Origin of the sequence: Fortiea sp. LEGE XX443 (assembly GCF_015206815.1) — a bacterium.
In the GTDB taxonomy this organism is placed as follows: Bacteria; Cyanobacteriota; Cyanobacteriia; order Cyanobacteriales; family Nostocaceae; genus Nostoc_B.
Genome location: NZ_JADEXZ010000016.1, coordinates 1 through 17,336, shown reverse-complemented (window position 1 = coordinate 17,336; position 17,336 = coordinate 1). Strand labels below are relative to the sequence as shown.

Sequence of the window (17,336 nt, the reverse complement as noted above, 5' to 3'; positions counted from 1 at the left end):
ACCGCAAAGTTCGCAAAGGGCGCGAAGGAAAAAAGAGAGTGATCCCACGGTTAAGATTTTGCAGACGATCACCTTTTTGATAGAACTTAGCGCGTATGATCGCTTTTCAATATACTTATTTTATATTAGTATTGAATATTACTTTGGAGACAATCAACGTGAGCGAATCACAAGCAACTTGGAGTGCTGATGGAAGCAATATTCCTGATATAAATCCTCATACCAAAGCCAAGCATCAAATTCTTGATACATATCTTGAAAATCTTATTTACACACTTTATGGCAAAGGTAGATATGGAGAAACAACGTTTACTTTTGTTGATGGATTTTGTGGAGGTGGTATGTATTATGACCAGGATAATAAAAGGGAGTGGGAAGGCTCACCTATTAGACTTATAGAAGCTATTCGCGCAGGCTATAAAAAATCAAAACGCCAGTATGATTTAAATGTTAAATTTATTTTTATAGATAACAAGCGAGAACATTTAGCTTGCCTTAAAAATTATTCCATGCCCAAAGCGGGTCTAGGCGAGTTAGTTAATGGGCAACCACATGAATTTAAAGGTGAAGTTGGAAAGTTAGTAGAAGAATGTGAATTTATATATGGCGAATTTGAAAACTTGGTAAATGAAGTTATATTCAAAATCGATATTCGCAAAGGACACTCGTTCTTTTTTCTCGACCCCTTTGGATGGACTGATGTTTCTATGCAAAGTATTAGGAAGATTAATGATTTAAAACGAACTGAAATACTGTATACATATATGATTGATTTTATCAAAAGATTTGTTATTGGTAAGTATGGAAAAGAAAAAGATACATTCAACAGAATACTAGAGGCAGAAGAATACTATAAATTTAATAACTTTAATAGTTTTGAGACAACAGGAGGTAAGTGTTATCTTAGGAATGAATCCATGAGGTTATTTAGAGACAAAGGCAAGGCTAAATATGTATTCACTTTTTCAATGATTCCTAGAGGTAATGTTAGCGTCTTATATTATCTAATGCATCTTTCTCAAAAGCTTACTGCTTTAGAAGTGATTAAAGAAAGTTTTTGGCAAAAAAATAACTTAGATTATCAATATTATTTTGAATTGTACGGGCATGGGTTTAAAACAGCGGATTTTTATGAAGAAAACCAACTAGAATTAAAATTCGATATTACCAAAAATAGCGAAGAATTCTGTTTAGAGAAATTAGATACTCATTTGGGCAATATTATACGTAATAATCAAGACGGAATTATATTTCATGATCTTTGTCATCAAACTATGGAACGTAACCCAGCTAGTAAAGAGCATTATACAACTTATATAAATCTGCTTAGGAATGAAAAAGAAATAGAGATTTGGAGAAAAGGTGAAATAGTAAAAGAACGTAAAGTTGATTTACGAAAAAGTGATATAATCAAATTAACTAAATATAAACAGCTGTCAATTTTTTAAAATACTTTTTATCATAATCTTAATAACCAAACTAAGAATGTGAGGATTGTAATACTAATAATAAATTATATAAATAAAAGTGTGTGCTATGTCTATTGTTAAAGGCGTTGAAAAAATTGTTAATCCTCTGCAACAGAGCGCTCTTAACAAAAAAGGGCTATGTGACTATGTGGTTAATGTAGCATCAGGGTGTTTGCATGGATGTACATTCTGTTATGTACCTTCTACGCCTGCAATTAGGACAAAGCAAGCACAACTACATTCAAAAGGAGTAAGCGATCCTCAAATGGATTGGGGACAGTATTTATTTGTTCGAGAAGAGATACCTGAGCAACTAGAAAAAATCCTTAGTCGTAAAAGGTCTTGGCGCGAAACACCAGCAGGAAAAGGCGTAGTATTAGTCTGTTCTGGTACTGATCCTTATCAAACTAAACAGACAGCAAATGTTACGCGAGGTGTTGTTGAGGCTTTATCGAGATATAAGAAAAAAATTCGGATTCTTACTCGTGGTTTGTTATGGGTAAATGATATTGATATTCTTAATCGTACCAACGTGATTGTTGGCATGAGTCTACCATATCTGAATGATGAACTCAGTCGCCAGATTGAACCTCAAGCTCCTCCTCCTTCAGAACGTTATAAAGCAATGCTGGCAGGTCATAAAGCCGGGTGTAGAATGTATGTTGCAGTTGCTCCTACTCCTCCAAATATGACTTTAGATGATTTCAAAAGACATTTAGAAAAAATAATGTGTATTAATCCAGAAGTTATATTTTGGGAGCCTATTAATGCTCGCGGAAGTAATGGTAAACGTATGATAGCGGCAGGCTTGGATTTTACGGATTCCATAAGGCATAAAAAGTCATGGGCAGAATGCTTTAAAAGACAATGGAATGATATTGAAACAGCCGCAAGAGAGGTTGGATGTGAGGAGCGACTTCACATTTGGCCTGATCCTGAACTTAGAGGGCTTGTTGATGATGTCAAGCTAGATTATTGGTTGTATAAGCCAACAGTGGAAAAGTGGGATAGCTTGACATCCTTAAAAAAGTAGAGACGCGAAATTTCGCGTCTCTTGTTGCTTTGCGCTCTTTGCGGTTCGTTTCTCTTACAATTGCTTCACTTCAGAAACTAACTTCGCCACCATATCTTTTGCGCTACCAAACAACATTGTGGTTTTATCTTTGTAGAACAACTCATTATCTACACCAGCAAAACCCGCACTCATCCCGCGCTTAATTACAATGGTTTGCTTTGCCCGATCTACTTCCAAAATTGGCATTCCGTAAATTGGGCTATTGGCATCGCTACGCGCCGCTGGATTTACTACATCATTCGCCCCAATTACCAAAGCCACATCTGCTTGCTCAAATTGGGGATTGATATCTTCCATGTCGTACAACTGGGTGTAAGGCACATTCGCCTCAGCCAACAACACGTTCATGTGTCCGGGCATTCTCCCCGCTACAGGGTGAATGGCATACTTCACATCAACACCCATACGTTCTAATTGATCTGCCAATTCCCGCACGCTATGTTGTGCTTGAGCAACTGCCATACCGTAACCAGGTACAATTACCACGTTGCGGGCATAACCCAACATCATCGCCCCTTCTTCGGGATCAATACTGCGGACGGTTTGATCTGTTGCACCAGCCGCAGCTGCGCCACCAGCCGCACCACCTGAACCAAAAGCACTGAACAGCACGCTGAACAGCGAACGGTTCATTGCCTTACACATGATTTCAGTCAGGATGAGGCCGGAAGCTCCCACCAATGCGCCGGCGATGATTAACATATTGTTCATCACCACAAACCCGGCGGCAGATGCTGCTACACCTGACAAGGAGTTCAATAGCGAAATTACCACGGGCATATCGCCACCACCAATGGGGATGACGAACATCACACCCAACACTAAAGAAACCCCAGTTACAGCTAAGAATATGGGTAGGCTATCGGGTGTGACGATGAGGTAGGCACTACCCGCGATGTAAGCACCCAGCAGCAATAAGTTAAATGGTTGCTGGAAGGGAAATGTAATGGGGGAACCGCTAATTAAACCTTGTAATTTGGCAAAGGCGAGAAAACTACCTGTGAAGGTGACACCACCAATTAACACATCCAACAGCATGGAAATGTTGACATCTAGAGGGATGGGCTGAGAGTGTTCTAGTAACCGCCAAAATTCGGCAACAGCAACTAACGCCGAAGCTGCACCGCCCAAACCGTTGAGTAAACCCACCATTTGAGGCATTTCTGTCATCTGGACTTTGTAGGCTGCGATCGCACCAATGGCTGAACCAATCGCCAAGCCTAACAAAATCATTTCATAATTCAACACATGCTGATTGAGCATGGTTGCCACAATTGCCAGCAGCATACCTACAGCGGCGATTACGTTGCCGTTCCGGGCTGTTGCAGGGGAACCCAGCTTTTTCAAACCGAAAATAAATAAGGATGCAGCGACTAAGTACGTCAGCTGAATTCCAGTTGGTAAAAAGTCGCTCACGCCTTAATCTCCTTTTTCTTGAACATTTGCAGCATTCTGTCGGTAACGAGGAAACCACCCACGACGTTGACTGTTGCCAAAATCACGGCAATCAAACCAAGAATCACCGAAACACTCGTTTCTCTAGCACCGGCAGCCACTATCGCCCCAAGTACCGCAATGCCAGAAATCGCATTTGAGCCGGACATTAAGGGAGTGTGTAGAGTTGGTGGGACTTTGTTAATTACTTCAAAGCCAATAAAAGATGCCAAAACAAATACAAATAAAGCAGCTAGTAATGCTTCTGTCATGAATTAAAAACTCCTTACTTTATCTGGAAACTAAAGGCTAGGGAATAGACGAGGAAAGTAGCCCAAGTTTATCTGCTAGAGTCAAGAAAAACTGACTGTTCCCTGTTCCCTGTTTCCTGTTCCCTCTTTCTCTAATTAACTGCGGGTTGTTGAGTGTTAATAGCTTGTAATGCGTCTTTGACACGTTGATTGCGAATCTCACCTGCATGAGTAATGCAAGCTGCATCAACGATGTCATCAGCAAAGTTAATCTGCAAAGCTTTATCTTTAATTAACAGTTGCATCAACGATGTCAAGTTTTTGGAATACAGTTGGCTGGCGTGAACTGGCATAGATGAGGGGAGATTAATCGGGCCAATAATGGTTACGCCATTCCAGACAATATCTTTACCGGGTTCGGTGCAGGCGCAGTTACCACCTTGTTCAGCTGCTAAATCGACAATGACTGAACCTGGTTTCATCTGTGCCACCATTTCTTCTGTAACTAGCAGTGGTGCTTTTCTTCCAGGTACTTGGGCGGTGGTGATGACTACATCAGCATTTTTGACGTGTTCAGCCACAACTTCTTGAGTACGCTGTTTACTGGCTTCCGAGATTTCTTTGGCGTAACCACCAGCGGCGGTTGTTTCTTCTTCGAGTTTGACTTCGACGAATTTTGCCCCTAAGCTTTGGACTTCTTCTTTGACGGCGGGACGAATATCAAAGGCTTCTACTACTGATCCCAAGCGTCTGGCGGTGGCGATCGCTTGTAGTCCGGCCACACCTGCACCCATAATAAATACTTTAGCTGGGGCGATCGTACCAGCTGCGGTTGTCAGCATGGGGAAATATTTTGGTAATGCGGCGGCGGCGATTAATACTGCTTTGTAACCTGCTAGTGAAGCTTGTGAGGACAAAGCATCCATACTTTGCGCCCTGGTACTGCGCGGAATCAATTCCATGCTCAAAGCTGTGATTTTGCGGTTGGCTAACTGCTGTGCCACCACTGGGTTCCCTAAAGGATTCAGAAAGCAAATTAAAACAGACCCTTCCCGCAGTAAATCAATTTCTGAGCGGCCATCTTCTCGCTCTTGCGGTGGACTAACTTTGAGTAAAATATCTGCTTCGTTCCATAATTGAGCCGTATCACTAATAATTTTAGCTCCTGCTGCTTCATAGGCAGAATCGCTAAAAAAAGAACGCTCTCCTGCACCTGCTTCTACCGATACTTCTAAACCTTGTTTGACTAATCGGGCAACAGTGTCAGGATTTAATGCCACACGACGTTCGCAAACTTCAATTTCTTTAGCAACTGCTATTCTCATGAAATCTCCTAGAGATAAATACTTACATCTCTGCAAAACCCGCAGTTTTCCCTATTTAGGGATGTCTCGAACCTGCAATTATTGCCAGCGATCGCTTTTGTTTGTAGATTGAACTGTGAACTTTATCTTTCCTACTCTTGGTTCTCAAGTGAAAGCCGGACTTTTCCCCTGGTATGAGTCACACTTGCTGATCGTGACCGATAGATTTACATATTGCTAATGCTATGTTGATTCCCCAGTTTACATCTTTAGTCTTTAGCTTGTTTTCCGGATTGAAAAATTTTGCCTTACTTACATGGTGAAATATTCGTAAAAGTTTTAAAGCTTAATAATTTGATGAATTTTTAAAGATTACTACTTCTTTGATGGGTACTTATTTTTATTAATTTAGCCCAATATCCCCGGCGATCGCTGATTGTATAGCTCAATTTTTATAACAAAGTCCTCAAATTTAGATACACTCGTACATATTTAGCAACATACCTGTGGCACTTTTTATTCTCGGTAATCGTCCATTGTCAGGAATTCAGTAGTAAAGTTTAGTGAAGAATACTAAACTTGGGTGTTTACATCAAAGAGCTATATCTGCTAGAGGAGCTTAACTATGCAACGTTTACTTTTTGGCAATTTGATCCGCAAGCCGCAAGTAGCAATTCTTTCGGCTTTAGCCGTAACTAGCTGCTTACTGACTGGATTGACAACTCAAGCTTTGGGGCAAACCTTACCTGGATTAACCCTATTTAGCGGTGTGAAAGCTGAAAATCAGCTACCCTTCCGGTTAGATTTTGGGGGGCAAACTAACGGTATAGATAGATACATCCTCAAGATTCCCCAACAAAAAATGAAATTGGCAGTGGCTCAATTTGCCATCACCTATCCCAACTACTATAAAGGAAAATTTGATCCCAAGAAGATAGAGGTAAAGGTCAAAGGTAAAAAAGTCGCCCTTTCAGAAGTGAAATGGGATAAAGAAGGTCGGATAATCGAAATATTTCCCCAAGAGCCAGTCCCAGCAGGTACCCCAGTTGAAGTAGTTTTCTCTAACGTGCTGAACCCTTCCTTCGGGGGAATTTACTATTTCAACTGTCAGGTTCTTTCACCTGGTGAAGTCCCATTACTGCGTTATGTAGGATCTTGGATTTTGAGTATCACTTAAATTCATAGCCAGTAGTCGATAGCTACAAATTATAGACTATTGACTATTGACGATGGTAAGATTATAGATTGTGACTTTTTATAAGAATCGCCTTAGAGGACAACACCATGAAAAGAACCCTGGGCGGCACTTGCCGTAAGAGAAAAAGAACCTCCGGTTTTCGTGCCAGAATGCGGACACCAGACGGAAGAAACGTGATTAGAGCTAGGAGAAAAAGAGGGCGTTATCGTCTGAGCGTTTAGAGCATTTTCAGCAACCAGAGGGGCTGTGGCTTTGCCCAAGGCGAATCGACTTAAATCTCGTAAAGATTTTCAGGCAGTTTTCCGAGAAGGAATTCGGCGGCAGAGTTCTCATTTCACATTGAGAGCCTTACGCCCGCGTTTTTCCCAAGAACCTTCTTGGAACGCTGCCACTACAACTAAACTAGCAACTGATTCAAAACAAGTTATTAGTACACAAATTGGCATATCGATTAGCACGAAAGTCAGCAAAAAGGCAGTAGTGCGTAACCGAATTAAACGCCAGATGGCAGCAGCATTGCATCAGTTGTTGCCAAAATTAGCCCCAGGATGGCGTCTAGTTTTCGTTGTGAAACCAACAGCAGCAGAATCTAAGTGCGGAAGCCAACAATTTCTGCAAGAATTAGAGCAGTTGTTGGCACAAGCTGAGGTATTAAATGGGCATTCGTGAAGAAGTTTACTATGAAGGCGGTCCTCACATTGGGGACTTAATTCTCAACCTACTGATTGGTCTGACTGTTGTGGGTATCCCATTGACAGTTGGGGCGATTGTCAGAGCGTTGTGGCTGCGCTATCGAATTACAGACCGCCGAATTTCTTTGAATGGCGGTTGGATGGGACGCGATCGCACTGACATCATTTACTCAGAAATCGTCAAAATCGTCAAAGTTCCCCGTGGCATAGGCATTTGGGGAGATATGGTAGTCACCCTCAGAAATGGCAGTCGCTTGGAAATGCGTGCAGTTCCCAACTTCCGCGAAGTATATGACTATATCAATGAAAGAATTGCTGCTAAAAATCCTACGTACACTGGTGCTAAATAACAGATGGGAGTAGGGAGTAGGGAGTAGGGAATAGGGAAAGCAAAGATTTGTTTGTATAAAATAAAAAATTCTAAATTCCCCATTTATCAAATACTACTTACAACTTCCAAGCAACTACTCCCCACTTCTAATTTTCGCCTTGGTGCGGCTATCCGTAGAGAAAGATAGTCGCAGCCGAATCACGATTTAGATAAATTAGATTCAGTAGTTTCAGTTCAATTTACAGTACCTCAGGTTGAATTCAGAATAATGGACTTTGGTATCGGGTTTCTCTCGAACAACGTAATGTTGCCAATCATAGACTTTTTCTACGGCATTTTGCCGAGCTATGGATTGGCGATCGTTGCCTTGACATTGATAGTCCGCTTTGCGCTCTATCCCCTGAGTGCTGGTTCAATCCGCAATATGCGGCGGATGCGAATTGTGCAACCACTGATGCAAAAGCGGATGGCAGAAATTAAAGAGCGCTACAAAGACGACTCGCAAAAGCAGCAAGAAGAAATGATGAACGTCCAAAAGGAGTTCGGCAACCCTCTAGCAGGATGTTTGCCCTTGCTGTTACAAATGCCTGTGTTGTTAGCGCTGTTTGCCACTTTGCGGGGATCGCCTTTTGCTGGGGTTAACTACTCCGTCAACCTGCAAATATTTCCGGCTGAACAAATCGAACGAATTCAACCGCAAGCCTTCGCTACTGGCCCACAAAACATTTATGTTGCTGATGGGGAACACCATAAAGTAACTGCTATCCTCCCTAGCGGGAATAAACTAGCAGTGGGAGAAAAAACAAAAATTCAATATCAAACCTTAGAAGGCAAACCTTTTGATGTCTTATTGACAGAACACCCAGAAACTAAACTAACTCCAGAATGGAAAGTCATCAAAGGTGAAGACAGAATCAAAGTCGATGCTCAAGGCAATATTGAAGCTTTACAACCTGGAGATGTGACAATTCAAGGCACAATTCCAGGACTTGCGGCAAATGAAGGATTTCTGTTCATTGATGCCTTAGGCAGAGTTGGCGCAAATGATCCAGATGGGACAATCCACTGGGATATTGTCGCTATGGTTATATTCTTTGGCATCAGCCTCTACGTTAGCCAAATACTTTCTGGACAAAACTCTAGTGGTGGTAATCCACAGCAGGATACAGTCAACAAAATCACCCCAATTATCTTTTCGGGAATGTTTTTGTTCTTTCCCTTACCTGCTGGGGTGCTAATGTATATGGTGATTGGGAATATTTTCCAGACCCTACAAACTTATATCCTCTCCCGTGAACCCTTATCAGAGGAACTGCAAAAAATTGTAGAAACGCAGGAGAAAGAAACAGTAACAGAACAAAAATCATTACCTTTTGAGCCAAAAAGTTCTAAGAAAAAGGCTACAGGTTGATAGATGAGCAACAGTTCCATGCAGCGAGGTCAGCAGTGGTTAAAGTCACTGCTGGAACTAACGGGTGTATCTACTGAGATTCGGGGTAACATAGAAACATCCCAATCTCAAGATGGCGATTCCCCAGAACCAGATAATTACTGGTTGACGATTGATGAAACCAACTTGATCCCAGGGCAAATCCAAATTCTCATTGGTGTTGATGGTTCTGTTCTAGATGCGATTCAGTATTTAGCTAATTCTGTCCTTAATCTGAGCCAACTACAGGAAGATCAAGCATCCTATACCATTGAGTTGAATGGTTATCGGGTTAAAAGAGAGGCGGAAGTTCGCACTTTAGCCGAAGCAGCTGCCAACGAAGTGCGAACTTCTGGCAGAGAAGTGGAAATCAAATCCCTTAGTTCAGCTGAACGGCGGCAAATCCACACCTTCTTGAAGGAATTTTCGGATTTAGAAACCTTCAGTCGAGGCAAAGAACCACACCGTCATTTGGTTGTTCGTCCGGCGGCAGAAATCTGAAAGCTCTGCCAGTAACCTAATTTGACTGTTCTAACAGCTAAACTAAAAATCTAGTATCAGCGCAATTGCTGATTGGTAACATTACTTTTCGTGAGGATGTCTCACAAATCCTATGGACGCAATTTTTATTCCGCAGCTAACTAAAGCCCCGGAGCGGACAGAGGAAATTCAAGTTAAAGAGTTTCTGCCTGGGCTAGAAACGTTGACACAAGTTCGTGGTCGCGTCCGTGTGCAGCATCACGGCAATTACCTGGAAGTGTCTGGTCAGGCAGAAACTATTATTACTTGTACATGTAACCGGTGCTTGCAGCAGTATAACCAACGATTAGCGGTGAATACTAAAGAAATTATTTGGTTGGATGAGGATGCCAATCAGGCACAAGACTTGCCTCTTGAGCGGGAAGTAGCGATGGAAGACTTGTTAGAAACAATATCATCCAATGGCTATTTTTATCCCAGTGAATGGCTGTATGAGCAGATGTGCTTAGAAATGCCTCAGCGTCAGTTGTGTGACTTCAATTGTCCAGGTATTTTGAGTAGTGATGATCAGAGTCCAGAGAAGCCTGTTGATAACAGATGGGCTGGTTTAGAAGCTTTGAAAAAGCAACTTCCTGGATAGTAGTAGGTAATATCTCTGGAATGTTTGTGAACCCAGAAATTTTGACGCAATGACACACCTGTAAATTTTCTTACTGACTGACTGAGTGCGATCGCTACCCAGGGCAGATTAAATGTTTATTACACGCTTTGATCACGAACGTTAAGCGATCGCACCATAAAATAAAATTTCGATTTTAATTAAAAAGACTTTATAAAGTTATATCTTGATTTGTTGCATTGATCTCTAACTATTGTTAGAGTTACAAGCTTTAAGTCTCAAATATTATGGGTTAACAGAATTTCTGTAAAAATAAGCTCTCTTCGTTCAAGGAGTATAACTATACTTAATCATTCAGTCAAATTACTTTAGTATTTCAAATAAATTCTTGTATCAAAATTCTCTGGCAATCTATCAACATTCCTGGATTTCAGCATCTATTATTTACAAATTCTTCTACCAAACTCCATATATTTATCTAGGAGGTGTAGACAATTATTAACCAACACTTAGACAACAGCAAACTTTGACTCAAGGATCATCTAAATTCACCAGCCAAACAAAGCCGTAAAGAACATTAAAGGGTATTAAAGCGTCTGCCCGTCATGGGTTAGGCTACACATAACTGATCAATACAACATCCGTAGCTTTTCTGTGGTTGACTGGTAGCAAATTTAGGTTACTCTTAAAGCGGAGTGTACACAATAGCATCTTTTGTGACAGAAATATATAAAGAAATAATAATTTTTTTAGTTCTGTCTGAAAGATTAAACTTGCAAACTGAATAGTTTGATACGGCAAACTTAACAGTTATCTAATACCCTAAGCTAGGTAGTTAATTAACTACTGCAATCATATCCGGGAATTGTAATGGATAGCTTACAATACCAGTGGGTAAGAAAATCTAAAAAAAATATAAAAGTGACTAAAATGACTGTGGTGTCTGGAGGACAAAAGTGTTTCTGAGACTAGCGCATCAACATCGGCAATTCGTTCAAGACTTGGTAATGAACCTGCAAGCCTTGGCAATTGTATTAGAACGACGTGGTTATCCTGCGTCTTGTTATACCTGTGGCGACCAGATGAATAGTGCTTCGTTTATGGTGAGTCTGGGAAATAACCACCTGATTCGATTTTTGGTATCCGATTATGGGATTACTTGGACAGAAATGCGGGATGACCGCGAATTAATGAAGTTAGAAGGAGCAGAGGCAATTAACCAGTTACAGGAACTAGCAAACCTTGTTAAGCAATCTGCACCAGCTTATGCGAGTGGTAAAACCTTAGCCAAAAAAAGTTAAGGATTCCTGTATCTGATGGGTTACTTTCACACAAGCTCCGAGAGTAGATCGCTTATTAACAGTTGCTCACTGGTAATTGGTAATTGGTAATTGTGGCAGGATTTTTAATCCCCCATTACCTATTCACCATTACCTGTTGTTAGATGAAATAGTAGAAACTATTTTTCAGATGTTGTGCATCTGTGATCTGGAGGATAAATTACTGTCACCCTGCAAAAGATTGCGAATTAACTCAGCATCTTTTTGCGTGGCATTTAAAATTATGTGATTTTTGGTTGCTGCATTTGTGATGCCAGAGTGAGGTAAGTGAGACTTTGGAGGACGGTGATTACAATTATGCTATGCGATCGCAGGATAAATTTGACATTTTTATGACATAAATGTCTCATTTTTGTGATATTCCAGATGTGGAAAACCATAGTCGCTCACAAACTGGAAGATGTCTGAATCACAACCAAACCCAGGACTACCACCAACCGATGCTATTGAAATTTTAGATAATCGTACCTTTGATAGTTGGTTTGAATATCCTGTCAGAGTGCAACCCCATCATACTGACTATGCAGGTATTGTCTGGCATGGTACTTATCTGACTTGGATGGAAGAAGCACGGGTAGAGTGTTTGCGCTCTATCGGGATTGAATTTGCCGATTTAGTGGCATTAGGCTGTGATTTGCCAGTAGTAGAACTTTCGGTACGCTATCACCGTTCAATTCAGTTAGGTCTGTCAGCTATAGTTAAAACTCGCATGACGGAAGTGACTGGCGTTCGGATTAACTGGGATTATGCAATTGTCTCTCCTGATGGAGCGCAATTGTATGTCACGGCTCAAGTTACCCTAGTAGCATTAGATCGGGAAAGGGGTAAGATTATGCGTCAGTTACCTGTAAGTGTTAAAGATGCCTTGGCAAAGATTTCGGCATTACACAATAATTAATCAACGCGGTGTGCAACTTTCTCTCAAACCTAACCCCCAGGGAGCAAAATTCAAAGCCTCTCTCCATGTGAGCTACCGTGTACACACAAGTCTCGAAATTACGCCTAACGCTTGATTTCATCGTCTAGTTTTAGGTTGTGAGAACGTCATTGCGTACCCCTGCGGGGAAGCAAGCGTTCGACTGAGCTCACACCGAAGTCTACGCGTAGCGTCTCGTAGAGAGGAGGAACGACGCAATCGCCAAAACCAGGGGATTATGTGATTACTTCTCTACGAGACGCTAACGCGAACGCTCTGCTATCGCTGCGCTCGTAATGACAATTTAAGGGGTCTATAAAGCCTGAAATCCTTGCAGATATTACTTGTGTGTACACAGTAGGCGGCCAGGGGGAGAGGTTTGGAGAGGGGTTTTTAAAATAAGTCGCACATCGCGTTAATCAATAATTTAGGAGTCAGAATTTAGGAGTTAGGATTTTTCTCCTGAACTCTGATTAGTTACTAACACGAATCTGTGACAAAGTTTGGGCAAACTGAATTATTTGATGCCAAATATCTTGTGGTGTAATGCCAAAACCCACTTGTAGTAAAACAATAATTGCGGCAATAGTTAGTGCATTGCTCACAGTTGTTTTGACAATTTTCCACAATATTGTGAATATGATCCAAGCAATAATTAACGTAGGAATCATAGTAATTTGTAATTGGTAATTATTTGAGAGTTTCATATCTCCGACTTATTTAACAAGTCAGGGATATTTTTACAATGATTTAGGATTGGTATGGGTGGGATGTTTAGCGTTTTTATTTAGAAAACTATTTTTTGGTAATAATACCTGAAATTGAAAGAAAAATTTCTAGGGTAGCGCTATTCTTTAGACAAAATTTATAAAATCAAAATGATTTTATGATACACAGATAATATCTAGACCCCCGACTTGTTACAAAAGTCGTGGATCTATTTTTATAGAAATGATTGAGAAATGCTATATCTGACTTTTTAGTGCAGAGAAATCATTGGCGAGTGAGTTTCTAAATTTTTGGTTGCTGTTAAAACTTCTTGTCTTGCCCATTGATCTGCTGCCAAGATGTCATCTAAAGAAGGATTTGCACAGTTATCATTTTGATGGCGATCGCACACCGATTCGATACACCGAGGAATATCTAAAAATCTAATTTTCTCTGCTAAAAATAATGCCACAGCTTGCTCATTAGCGGCATTCAATACGGCTGGCATCGAACCACCGGCTTTACCTGCGGCGTAAGCTAACTGCATACAAGGGTACTTTTGATGATCTGGCTCACGGAAAGTTAAATTACCAGCTTTTACCAAATTGAGTCGTTCCCAATTAGTATAAATGCGGCCAGGCCAAGATAAAGCATACAACAAGGGTAAACGCATATCTGGCCAGCCAAGTTGGGCTAACACTGAGGTGTCTTGCAACTCAATTAATGAGTGAATAATGCTTTGGGGATGGATAACAATCTCAATATCGTTGTAATCTAATCCAAACAAGAAGTGCGCTTCAATGACTTCCAATCCTTTATTCATCAAAGTAGCAGAATCTACCGTAATTTTCCGCCCCATAGACCAGTTGGGGTGTTTGAGAGCATCGGCGACTGTGACTTCTGGCAACTTTTCTACAGGCCAATCACGAAAAGCACCACCAGAGGCAGTCAGCAAAATCTTACGCAAGCCGCCTTTAGGAACTCCTTGGAGGCACTGAAATATGGCGGAATGCTCAGAATCAGCAGGTAATAGTTTGACACCATGTTTTTCCACTAAGGGTAGAACTACAGGGCCACCAGCAATCAAAGTTTCTTTATTGGCGAGGGCGATATCTTTACCGGCTTCGATAGCTGCAATAGTTGGTAATAAACCAGCACAACCAACAATACCTGTAACAACAGTCTCAGCATCGCCATAGCGGGCAACTTCAATTACTCCGGCTATGCCAGCCAGTAAAATAGGTTGAGGATTGAGGTCTTGGATGGCTGCTTGAAGTGCTGGTAATTTATCTTCAGATGCGATCGCTGCTATACTCGGTCGAAACTGCCGAATTTGAGCCGCCAACATCTCTACATTATTCCCTGCTGCTAATCCGACAATCCGAAATTGATCTGGGTACTGAGAGACAATATCTAAAGTCTGAGTACCGATTGAGCCAGTGGAACCAAGAAGAGTAATAGCTTTCACAATTGCTTAAGGATTTACAGACAACTCTCACTATAAATTGCTTGGGACGCATAAATAACAGCGATCGCCACAATCAATCATGAAAAGTGCTGTTAGCATAACGAGGCGCAAGCCTGTGCTGAGTTAAAAGACTTCATTTGCAGTGCAGAAAAGTGTAAAAATATGGGGATTATTGCTCAGACACCAAATTTGTGAATGGATAAAGAATTTTATCTACAGTATGCCGCAGTTGAGGATAGACATTGGTGGTTTGTGGGTCGCCGCCGAATTGTAGAACAGGTGATTTGTCAACTCAATCTGCCAAAAAATGCCCAAATTTTAGAGGCTGGTTGTGGCACTGGTGGCAACTTAACTATGCTGGCTCGTTATGGTCAAGTTTCGGCGATGGAGTTAGATGAAACTGCTTGTCAGTTAGCTAATGAACGCCTAGTCACCACAGTAAAACTAGGTAGCTTACCTGATAAAATTCCATTCACCAGCCAGTATGACTTAATTGTGATTTTAGATGTTTTAGAACATCTTGATGATGATTTAGCTGCTTTACAAGCATTATCTGCGAGATTAAATCCGAATAGTTGGTTATTAATTACAGTGCCAGCTTATCAATTTTTATGGAGTTACCATGATGAAATTAACCATCATAAACGTCGTTATACATTGAAAAATTTAAAGCGAGTTGTCAGACAAGCTGGCTATACTGTCCGCTGTGGTAGCTATTTTAATACTTGGTTATTTCCTCTGGTCGCTGGAGTACGTTTATTAAAAAAATTATTCAAAATTGATCATCATACTGTTGATAGTAGTGATTTGGTTTTGCCGGCAAAACCTATCAATAAGTTTTTAACTTTTTTATTCGCTAGTGAACGTTACTTAATTAATCGGGTCAGTCTACCTTTTGGTGTATCTGCTGTGCTGCTTGCCCAAAAAACTAAATCAACGCGATGAAATTTTGACAATATTTTTTAAGAAAAAACTAATTCAAGAATATTATGCGATCGCCAGGAAGTAAAACTGTATTTTGGATGATGGGTGTAAGTGCCATAATTTTATTTGTATGTAGCAGTCTCAGACATGCTTTGTTTCAATCAGCAGCCCTTGATTTAGCAGTTTTTGACCAATGGGTGTATTTATCTAGTCAAGGACTACCCCCAATTTCATCTTTCTTTGGGTTTCACTTGTTGGGAGATCATGCTGCTTTCATCCTGTATGTGATCGCTCTATTATATAAAATTCATCCTAATATACACTGGCTATTTGCTATACAGGCGATCGCTTTAGCAATTGGTGCTGCACCAATATATGCCCTGAGTTTACAAAATAGTTTGTCTATTACTTATGCGCGAACTATAGCGCTGGCATATCTGCTTTATCCTGCTTTATTTAATATCAACTTTTTCACTGACTTTCGTCCAGAAGCGATAGCCATACCATCATTACTGTGGGCAATGTGGGCAGGAATTGCTGGTCGAACTTGGCAGTTAATTATAGCTGTTGCTTTAGCCTTAAGTTGCAAAGATATTTTGAGTTTAACTGTAATTGCTTTAGGGATTTGGCTCTGGCTAATTCAACGCCGTCGTTTATATGGTCTAGGATGTATTTTTACTGGAATAATTTGGTATTTAATAACAATTGGTTATCTTGTTCCTCTGCTCCGAAGTGGTCAAGCGGGCGGAGTTGTATTTTATCGTTCGCTTGGAGCTTCCCCTACACAAATTATTTGGAACATCATTACCAACCCTACTTTAATTTTAGAAAAATTTTTTGCACCAGATACACTATTTTATTATCTACTTTTAATTCTACCAGTCATTATTGGGTTACATTGGCGATCAATAATGGTTGTTTTGCCAGCTTTACCAATGTTATTACTCAACATTCTTTCTGATTATTCAGCACAGCGAGATTTAGTTCACCATTATTCATTACAAATATTCCCTTTTATTATTGTATGGTTATTGCAGTCAATTAGCTATTGCCAAAAACACAAAACAAGAATTTGGTTAAAGCCTCAGATTTTATTAATTTGGTCTATATTGTCATTTTTATTACTAGCAAAATATGATTTTTTTGTGACTCGTTATCTTTCAAATTTGCCAAACCTACGCTCTCTTAATATTGCTATTAGTTTGGTTCAAGCTCATGGAAGTGTTTTGACGACATCAAGAATAGCCCCCCATTTAAGCCAGCGTCCAGTGATTAAATTAACTAACATCAATTTAGTACCAGATAATGTTGATAATTTTGAATATATACTACTAAATACAAATACAAAAAATAAATCTGAATTTCCTTCTGGGTTAATTTCTCAATTACAAGGTAACCAAGCATTCAGTTTAGCTTATAAACAAGAGAATATATATTTGTTTACCAAACATTAGCTGTATTTTTGTTGCGTTATGCTTCTCTTCACCCAACCTACTATTTTATTTACTCGCTCAGAATATCGCTTGGCGATCATTGTAATCGCATCAATATAAAATCTATCCAGTAAGTTAGGAACGAGGATTAAATAAGATCCAGAAATGGGTCATGCAATAATAAGCAGAATATGCCCACTGAATTCTGAGATTCTATGACTCCGTATTCATCCGAGATTGAGCAGCAAATGCAACGACTATATTC

The 17,336-nt window shown here is 40.3% G+C and carries 18 protein-coding genes; 13 read left to right on the top strand and 5 right to left on the bottom strand.

Annotated features, from left to right (window positions below):
- Nucleotides 1-158 precede the first annotated feature (158 nt).
- Together tcmP and IQ259_RS08810 are read left to right on the top strand one after the other, a co-directional pair.
- Nucleotides 159-1,448: a three-Cys-motif partner protein TcmP gene (gene tcmP, locus IQ259_RS08815; protein ID WP_193883738.1), complete on the top strand. Its 1,290-nt coding sequence runs from the start codon at nt 159-161 to the stop codon at nt 1,446-1,448.
- Between the two features lie 88 nt (nt 1,449-1,536).
- Nucleotides 1,537-2,502, top strand: a complete 966-nt coding sequence (locus tag IQ259_RS08810; RefSeq protein ID WP_193883736.1) for a radical SAM protein — start codon at nt 1,537-1,539, stop codon at nt 2,500-2,502.
- 54 nt (nt 2,503-2,556) lie between these two features.
- Here the strand turns inward: IQ259_RS08810 and IQ259_RS08805 are convergent, their stop codons facing one another.
- The 3 genes from IQ259_RS08805 to IQ259_RS08795 form a co-directional block, all read right to left on the bottom strand.
- On the bottom strand, nt 2,557-3,960 hold the full coding sequence (locus IQ259_RS08805) for an NAD(P)(+) transhydrogenase (Re/Si-specific) subunit beta (RefSeq protein ID WP_193883734.1): 1,404 nt from the start codon (nt 3,958-3,960) through the stop codon (nt 2,557-2,559).
- Nucleotides 3,957-4,250, bottom strand: a complete 294-nt coding sequence (locus IQ259_RS08800) for an NAD(P) transhydrogenase subunit alpha (protein ID WP_015111134.1) — start codon at nt 4,248-4,250, stop codon at nt 3,957-3,959. Before IQ259_RS08800 ends, IQ259_RS08805 begins: the two co-directional genes overlap by 4 nt.
- Nucleotides 4,251-4,381: 131 nt before the next feature.
- Nucleotides 4,382-5,554: a Re/Si-specific NAD(P)(+) transhydrogenase subunit alpha gene (locus IQ259_RS08795; RefSeq protein WP_193883732.1), complete on the bottom strand. Its 1,173-nt coding sequence runs from the start codon at nt 5,552-5,554 to the stop codon at nt 4,382-4,384.
- 604 nt (nt 5,555-6,158) lie between these two features.
- Between IQ259_RS08795 and IQ259_RS08790 the strand changes: the two genes are divergently transcribed.
- The 9 genes from IQ259_RS08790 to IQ259_RS08750 all read left to right on the top strand — a co-directional run bounded on the left by IQ259_RS08790 (nt 6,159) and on the right by IQ259_RS08750 (nt 12,520).
- On the top strand, nt 6,159-6,710 hold the full coding sequence (locus IQ259_RS08790) for a DUF2808 domain-containing protein (protein WP_193883730.1): 552 nt from the start codon (nt 6,159-6,161) through the stop codon (nt 6,708-6,710).
- 107 nt (nt 6,711-6,817) lie between these two features.
- Nucleotides 6,818-6,952 carry a 50S ribosomal protein L34 gene (rpmH, locus tag IQ259_RS08785; protein ID WP_193883728.1) on the top strand — a complete coding sequence of 45 codons (135 nt, stop codon included), beginning with the start codon at nt 6,818-6,820 and terminating at the stop codon, nt 6,950-6,952.
- A gap of 25 nt (nt 6,953-6,977) precedes the next feature.
- The gene (gene rnpA / locus IQ259_RS08780) at nt 6,978-7,400 is read left to right on the top strand and encodes a ribonuclease P protein component (protein WP_193883726.1); all 423 of its coding nucleotides are present in this window, start codon (nt 6,978-6,980) and stop codon (nt 7,398-7,400) included.
- Nucleotides 7,387-7,773 (top strand): PH domain-containing protein, encoded by a 387-nt coding sequence (locus IQ259_RS08775; protein WP_193883724.1) that lies wholly within the window; start codon nt 7,387-7,389, stop codon nt 7,771-7,773. Before rnpA ends, IQ259_RS08775 begins: the two co-directional genes overlap by 14 nt.
- Before the next feature lie 249 nt (nt 7,774-8,022).
- Nucleotides 8,023-9,165 (top strand): membrane protein insertase YidC, encoded by a 1,143-nt coding sequence (gene yidC, locus IQ259_RS08770; protein WP_193883722.1) that lies wholly within the window; start codon nt 8,023-8,025, stop codon nt 9,163-9,165.
- 3 nt (nt 9,166-9,168) lie between these two features.
- Nucleotides 9,169-9,684 (top strand): R3H domain-containing nucleic acid-binding protein, encoded by a 516-nt coding sequence (locus tag IQ259_RS08765; RefSeq protein WP_193883721.1) that lies wholly within the window; start codon nt 9,169-9,171, stop codon nt 9,682-9,684.
- A 112-nt stretch (nt 9,685-9,796) separates the two neighbouring features.
- Nucleotides 9,797-10,303: a DUF177 domain-containing protein gene (locus tag IQ259_RS08760; protein WP_193883719.1), complete on the top strand. Its 507-nt coding sequence runs from the start codon at nt 9,797-9,799 to the stop codon at nt 10,301-10,303.
- 935 nt (nt 10,304-11,238) lie between these two features.
- Nucleotides 11,239-11,583: a DUF1815 family protein gene (locus IQ259_RS08755; RefSeq protein ID WP_193883717.1), complete on the top strand. Its 345-nt coding sequence runs from the start codon at nt 11,239-11,241 to the stop codon at nt 11,581-11,583.
- Between the two features lie 439 nt (nt 11,584-12,022).
- On the top strand, nt 12,023-12,520 hold the full coding sequence (locus IQ259_RS08750; protein ID WP_193883715.1) for a thioesterase family protein: 498 nt from the start codon (nt 12,023-12,025) through the stop codon (nt 12,518-12,520).
- 491 nt (nt 12,521-13,011) lie between these two features.
- On the opposite strand, the gene IQ259_RS08745 is transcribed toward IQ259_RS08750, so the two are convergent.
- Together IQ259_RS08745 and dxr are read right to left on the bottom strand one after the other, a co-directional pair.
- Nucleotides 13,012-13,209 (bottom strand): hypothetical protein, encoded by a 198-nt coding sequence (locus tag IQ259_RS08745; protein WP_193883848.1) that lies wholly within the window; start codon nt 13,207-13,209, stop codon nt 13,012-13,014.
- A gap of 308 nt (nt 13,210-13,517) precedes the next feature.
- The gene (gene dxr / locus IQ259_RS08740; RefSeq protein ID WP_193883713.1) at nt 13,518-14,714 is read right to left on the bottom strand and encodes a 1-deoxy-D-xylulose-5-phosphate reductoisomerase; all 1,197 of its coding nucleotides are present in this window, start codon (nt 14,712-14,714) and stop codon (nt 13,518-13,520) included.
- A 195-nt stretch (nt 14,715-14,909) separates the two neighbouring features.
- On the opposite strand from dxr, the gene IQ259_RS08735 reads away from it, so the two are divergent.
- Together IQ259_RS08735 and IQ259_RS08730 are read left to right on the top strand one after the other, a co-directional pair.
- Nucleotides 14,910-15,659, top strand: coding sequence for a bifunctional 2-polyprenyl-6-hydroxyphenol methylase/3-demethylubiquinol 3-O-methyltransferase UbiG (locus IQ259_RS08735; protein WP_193883711.1), 750 nt, complete (start codon nt 14,910-14,912; stop codon nt 15,657-15,659).
- Between the two features lie 44 nt (nt 15,660-15,703).
- Complete coding sequence (locus IQ259_RS08730) at nt 15,704-17,092, top strand: DUF2079 domain-containing protein (RefSeq protein ID WP_193883710.1); 1,389 nt, start codon at nt 15,704-15,706, stop codon at nt 17,090-17,092.
- The last annotated feature ends 244 nt before the right edge of the window (nt 17,093-17,336 follow it).

Coding starts and splice junctions, on each gene's coding strand:
- IQ259_RS08810 (WP_193883736.1), top strand. CDS start 1,537: ATGTCTATTGTTAAAGGCGTTGAAAAAATTGTTAATCCTCTGCAACAG.
- IQ259_RS08800 (WP_015111134.1), bottom strand. CDS start 4,250: ATGACAGAAGCATTACTAGCTGCTTTATTTGTATTTGTTTTGGCATCT.
- IQ259_RS08795 (WP_193883732.1), bottom strand. CDS start 5,554: ATGAGAATAGCAGTTGCTAAAGAAATTGAAGTTTGCGAACGTCGTGTG.
- IQ259_RS08790 (WP_193883730.1), top strand. CDS start 6,159: ATGCAACGTTTACTTTTTGGCAATTTGATCCGCAAGCCGCAAGTAGCA.
- rpmH (WP_193883728.1), top strand. CDS start 6,818: ATGAAAAGAACCCTGGGCGGCACTTGCCGTAAGAGAAAAAGAACCTCC.
- IQ259_RS08775 (WP_193883724.1), top strand. CDS start 7,387: ATGGGCATTCGTGAAGAAGTTTACTATGAAGGCGGTCCTCACATTGGG.
- yidC (WP_193883722.1), top strand. CDS start 8,023: ATGGACTTTGGTATCGGGTTTCTCTCGAACAACGTAATGTTGCCAATC.
- IQ259_RS08765 (WP_193883721.1), top strand. CDS start 9,169: ATGAGCAACAGTTCCATGCAGCGAGGTCAGCAGTGGTTAAAGTCACTG.
- IQ259_RS08760 (WP_193883719.1), top strand. CDS start 9,797: ATGGACGCAATTTTTATTCCGCAGCTAACTAAAGCCCCGGAGCGGACA.
- IQ259_RS08750 (WP_193883715.1), top strand. CDS start 12,023: ATGTCTGAATCACAACCAAACCCAGGACTACCACCAACCGATGCTATT.
- IQ259_RS08745 (WP_193883848.1), bottom strand. CDS start 13,209: ATGATTCCTACGTTAATTATTGCTTGGATCATATTCACAATATTGTGG.
- IQ259_RS08735 (WP_193883711.1), top strand. CDS start 14,910: ATGGATAAAGAATTTTATCTACAGTATGCCGCAGTTGAGGATAGACAT.
- IQ259_RS08730 (WP_193883710.1), top strand. CDS start 15,704: ATGCGATCGCCAGGAAGTAAAACTGTATTTTGGATGATGGGTGTAAGT.